The following is a 4,842-nucleotide window of genomic DNA, read 5'->3' on the forward strand; positions in this document are numbered from 1 at the left end:
CGGCCACGAACGGCAGGAAGCCCGCGGCGGCCGCCACGGCGGAGAACACCGCGCAGGTGATGAGGTGGCGTCGCACCGGGCGGAGCATCCGGGCCGTGTCGCGGATCGGAAGCAGACGGGGCTCGTTCGGTTCGGCCCTCGGCTGCTGCTCATCAGATGCCGGGGCGCCGGCGGGCTCGAATTGCTCCGCCGTCGTCTCCGTGCTTTTCATGAGGATCCCTCGCTCCGCTCGTCCTTCACCTTCCCGTCCCGCGGCTCTCGACATCCTCCGTTGGTGGCGAGTGACGCGGGCGGCACCCGGGTCGGCCAACAGTCGCGGAGGGCACGGATCAGCGACTCCATGTCCTGCGACGAACGAATGACCGACGGTCAGTCACCAGTGAGGTTAGTCTAAGCTAAGACCACGCGACCACGGGGTCCCGTGACACCGGTGCCGACGCGTCGGCCGCGTGGGCTCGCCGGGCGAGCCCGGCGAGCGGTGGCGGGGCCTGTGCTGGGCGTGCGTCAGACCGGCTCGCGGGGAATCCACGGCGGCGGCGCGTCCTTGGTGTTGAGCCCCTTGTCGACGAAGGCGATGTTGCGGTAGCAGTGCACGCCCGAGACATACCGTTCGGTCATCGACGGCGTGTGTTCGTCCAGCGAGCGGTACTCGAGCAGGTTCAGCCCGTCGAGAAGCGCCTTGACCCGCTCCACCGAGGTGCCGGTCACCACGCTGCCGGGCGGGCCGCCACCGAAACCCTCCCAGTACGAGGTGTGCATGTCCTCGATGACGTAGATCCCACCCTCCCTGACGTGGGGGAAGAGGGCGTCGAAGGAGGTCGACACGTGCTCGTTGACGTGGCTGCCGTCGTCGATCACGACATCGAAGGGCCCCAGTTCCTCGGCGAGCCGCCCCAGGAACTCAGGGTCGTTCTGGTCGCCCCGGATGGTGCGCATCCTCGGACCGCGGATGGTCGACTTGTCGTGGATGTCGAGTCCGTAGACGAGGCCCCTGCGGAAGTAGCGTTGCCACATCCGCAGGGATGCCCCACCCGCCGTGGGGTCGTCGTACCCGCCGACGCCGATCTCAAGGAGGCGCACCGGCTCGTCCGCCAACCGCCGGAAGTGCTCGGCGTAGTGCTGGGTGAACCAGTGGAGGAAACCCCACTTGTCGGAGCCGAACCGCACCGCGAGGTCGTCCAGGCTCACGGGAGCCGACAGGCAGCCGGAGAGCACGGCCTGGATCGCCTCGGCATAGGGCCGCTGCGCCTGGAACATCAGGTAGCTGTCCTCGCGCGGGTCCCGCCCAGGAGGGGTGAGCAGGGATTCGACCTGCCTGGTGGTCCCGGATGGCCTGGTGGCGGGGCCGTACAGCGCGGTGACGAGGTCGGCGATCTCGAAGCGGACCAGCGCACCGGGGTCCCCGGCTCGCCCGGCGGTCACCTCCAGCTCTCCCCCGTCGAAGGAGAAGGTGTGTTCCGACCTGCCCTCGCCCCGTCGTAGTTCGAGCACCAGCGTCGCGGTCACCCCGCTCGGCGGTGCGCACCGGCTGACGATCTCGTCGATGACCAGCGGTACCACCGTCTCCAACGTCAGTTCGTCGACCAGCGCGCCGATCTCGTCGGGGGGTCCCGCCGCGGCGCGCAGCAGGGCTTCGACCGTGTTGCCCGGGGCTTTCCTCTGCATCGGTACTCCAGGGATCGTCGTGGCTGGGGGCGGCCGACGTCCGCCCTCGGCAGCCGACCGCCTGGTTACAGGCTGATGGTCGCCACGGCCGAAGTCCCTGCGGTGGGACCGAAGACTATGCCGAAGGTGCCGCTCCGAGGCGGTGGCGCGAACCAGGGCGGTCCCCCGCGGTCCCCTCCCGCTGCCGTGGTCCACCCGCGCCCACCGGTCCACGGCCGTGTCGTGGTACCGCTCCGCCCAACTGGGTGGCCGACGCCGGTCCCCGTCCTGATCTCGCCTGGGTCCGGGGCGGTCGGTCACGGAAGGAGGCAACCATTAGCCCCGATCGTGTGATGGTCCGGGTGATCCACGATGAGTAATCTGATGACGACCACGACTCGTGTGGTCCAGAACGTGGTGAGGATTCGGTGGATCGCGTCCCGATCTGGGAAATCGAGCTGCCACGGTCGTTGGACTCGAATTGCCAGCCGATCCGATTGACCCCATTGTTCGCGGAAACAGCTGACCGACGGGCGACGGGGGCGGAATGGCCGTGAGAAACGATTCCACGCTGCGTGACTCCTTCGCGTTGTGCCGTCGGGTGCACGCCGTTGGCGACCGCCTGAGCTTCCTCACGGTGCGTGCGCTCCTGCCGGCCAGGACCCGCCCCCACGCGCACGCCGTCTACGCCTTCTGCACCACCTCGGACCGCATCGCCGACGAAGGGGAGACCCCGGGCTCACGGCGGAGGCACTTCCACCGGTGGGCCGAGGAGTCGTTGCGCGAGCTGCGCAGGGGGCACAGCGATCACCCGCTCCGCCGAGCGGTGGTGCACACCAGCAGAGAACGGGACCTCGACCCCACGCTCTTCGAGGCCTTCCTCGACGCGACGGCGCGTGACGCGGCCGGCCCCGCCGAATTCCCCACGTTCGAGGACCTCCGCCAGTTCCTGCGCGGGGTGGCCGGGGTGCCCGCTCTGCTGGGAGTGCGGCTCCTCGGCGTCGTCTCCGAGGAGGCCGATCGGCTGGCCTCGAAGATGGGGGAGGTCTTCCAACTGGTCGACATCACCCGCGACTTCCCGGTGGACCTGCCACGGGGGCGGGTCTACGTGGCGGACGAGGACCTGGCGCGGTTCTCGGTCAGCCGGTCCGAGTTCCGACGCGGCCTCCCCAGCCCCGCCCTCGACGACCTGGTGCGCCACCTCGCCTCCCGGGCTCGGGAGATGTGCCGGGAGGGGGCCGCCCTGGTGCACCACCTGCCCCCGGTCGACCGGCCCTTCATGGCCGCGGCGACCAGGGTGATGATGACGCACTTCGAGCTGGTCGATCGAGCGGGTGCCCGCGCACTGCGCCAACGGGTCGAACTGTCCCTCTCCACCCAGGCCCGGGTGCTCGCGACGCACCTCCTCGGCGCCCGCCGGGAGAAGGGATGGTTCGGTTCGTGAGGAAGGCTCGTCCGTTACCCGGCTCGCCACCGGGGACACCCCCGCCCGAACCCCGCCCGGGCGTCGGAGCGGCACCCGGGACGGGTCCCGCGAGTGGCGGCCGGACCCGCGATTCCCCGGCACGCGGATCGGGTCCCGGTGGCCTCGGAGCTCTCGGGAACCCGCCCGACGTGGGCGGCGGCCCCCGTGCCGGCGGCGGAGTCGTCGCCCACCCGGCAGCCGGTGACCACGACCCCGTGCTGCTGGTCTCCTCGGTCAGCAGGTCCTACGGACGACAGCGGGTCCTGACCGACGTCAACCTGGGTGTCCGGCCTGGGGAACTGGTCGGGGTGGTGGGGGAGAACGGAGCTGGAAAGACGACCCTCCTCCGGATACTCGCCGGGCAGCTCCGCCCCGACGGCGGGACGGTGCGAGTGCGGGGTTCCCTGGGGTACTGCCCCCAGCAGGCGGTGGTGAACGAGGCCCTCACCGTCGGCCAACACCTCAGGCTCTTCCAGGTCGCCTACCGCCTCCAGAACGACCACCGCGCACGGGAACTGGCCGAGCGGCTCGGGCTCACCCGCTACGAGCGGGTCCCGGCCGGTGTGCTCAGCGGCGGGAACCAGCAGAAGCTGAACCTGGTCCTGGCGCTGATGCACGACCCCGCCGTGGTGCTGCTCGACGAGCCGTACCAGGGCTTCGACTGGGAGACCTACCTCCGGTTCTGGGACCTCGCCGACGACCTGCGGGCCAGGGGCCGCGCGATCCTGGTGATCTCCCACCTGGCGCACGACATCGAACGTCTGGACCGGCTGCACCGCCTCCGCGCTGGTGCGCTGCGCGGGCCGGGAACGGAGGACCGACGGTGAGGACCGCCGGGACGGTCGCCTGGCTGACGCTGTACGAGCTGAGCCGGAACCGGCTCGCCATGCTCCTGCTGCTCGTGTTCATCCCCGTGTGGATCAGCCTCGCCCACCTGGTGTTCTCGCCGGTACCCCTCGACTTCACGCACCGGTCGACGGGGACCCTGCTCCAGGTCAGCGGTCGGGAACTCACCATGATCAGCGGCTCGCTGAACGCGGTCACCCTGCTGATGGGGTTCCTGATGTTCAGCGCCACCCGCCGGGCGCGGATGTTCGACCGCCGGCTCACCGACGCCGGCTGCCCCCGGCGTGCGCTGCTGCTGGCCAAGCTCGTGGCCCTGACCGCCGGCTCGCTCCTCGTCGCCGGCTGGGCGACCCTGGTGATGCTGTTCTACTGGGACGTGCGGCAGCCGTGGCTGCTGTACCTGGCCCTCGTGGTGTCCGGGCTCATCTACGGCGGGATCGGCATCGTCCTCGGGGTGTTCCTCCCGGACGACCTGGAAGGCATGTTCACCATCATCATGGTCAGCATCATCGACCTCGCCCTGCAGAACCCGATCGCGAACCCCGCCGCAGACGCGGCGCTCATCGTCTACCTGCCCAACTACGGCCCGATGCAGCTCGGGGTCGCCGCCGGCTTCACCGACCTCGTACCGCGTGCCCCGCTGCTGAACTCGCTGGCCTGGTGCGTCGGCTGCGGGCTCGTCGGCCTCGTGGTCTTCCACCTGCGCACCCGGCGGCACCATTCCGTCGAGGGCCCGTCGGGCACCCGGCAGCAGGGGTGGTCCGACCCGGTCCGGCCCTGACCGACCTGGTGGCGCCCGGGGTCACGTCCCGGTCGGCGCGAGCGCGACGCCTGGCGCGGGTGTTCGCCCGCCGCGGCACGGGTACGACGGTTCGGTCCCGGGGGGT

At 70.7% G+C, this 4,842-nt stretch carries 4 protein-coding genes and 1 pseudogene; 3 read left to right on the top strand and 2 right to left on the bottom strand.

Annotated features, from left to right (window positions below; translation table 11 throughout):
- Both ACTIDRAF_RS34210 and ACTIDRAF_RS0208840 read right to left on the bottom strand, forming a co-directional pair.
- Nucleotides 1-211, bottom strand: a pseudogene (locus ACTIDRAF_RS34210) (ABC transporter ATP-binding protein); the annotation flags it as partial.
- A 293-nt stretch (nt 212-504) separates the two neighbouring features.
- Nucleotides 505-1,665 carry a class I SAM-dependent methyltransferase gene (locus ACTIDRAF_RS0208840; protein ID WP_016698376.1) on the bottom strand — a complete coding sequence of 387 codons (1,161 nt, stop codon included), beginning with the start codon at nt 1,663-1,665 and terminating at the stop codon, nt 505-507.
- 532 nt (nt 1,666-2,197) lie between these two features.
- Between ACTIDRAF_RS0208840 and ACTIDRAF_RS31885 the strand changes: the two genes are divergently transcribed.
- The 3 genes from ACTIDRAF_RS31885 to ACTIDRAF_RS0208855 all read left to right on the top strand — a co-directional run bounded on the left by ACTIDRAF_RS31885 (nt 2,198) and on the right by ACTIDRAF_RS0208855 (nt 4,736).
- Nucleotides 2,198-3,088 (top strand): phytoene/squalene synthase family protein, encoded by an 891-nt coding sequence (locus ACTIDRAF_RS31885; protein ID WP_157162930.1) that lies wholly within the window; start codon nt 2,198-2,200, stop codon nt 3,086-3,088.
- Between the two features lie 170 nt (nt 3,089-3,258).
- Nucleotides 3,259-3,936 carry an ABC transporter ATP-binding protein gene (locus ACTIDRAF_RS0208850; RefSeq protein WP_245533480.1) on the top strand — a complete coding sequence of 226 codons (678 nt, stop codon included), beginning with the start codon at nt 3,259-3,261 and terminating at the stop codon, nt 3,934-3,936.
- Nucleotides 3,933-4,736 (top strand): hypothetical protein, encoded by an 804-nt coding sequence (locus ACTIDRAF_RS0208855; protein WP_016698380.1) that lies wholly within the window; start codon nt 3,933-3,935, stop codon nt 4,734-4,736. The genes ACTIDRAF_RS0208850 and ACTIDRAF_RS0208855 overlap by 4 nt, the downstream gene beginning before the upstream one ends.
- The last annotated feature ends 106 nt before the right edge of the window (nt 4,737-4,842 follow it).

Origin of the sequence: Actinoalloteichus spitiensis RMV-1378 (assembly GCF_000239155.1) — a bacterium.
Taxonomy (GTDB): Bacteria; Actinomycetota; Actinomycetes; order Mycobacteriales; family Pseudonocardiaceae; genus Actinoalloteichus_B; species Actinoalloteichus_B spitiensis.

Excerpts from the sequence above, each read along its gene's own strand:
- ACTIDRAF_RS0208840 (WP_016698376.1), bottom strand. The coding sequence starts at position 1,665 with ATGCAGAGGAAAGCCCCGGGCAACACGGTCGAAGCCCTGCTGCGCGCC.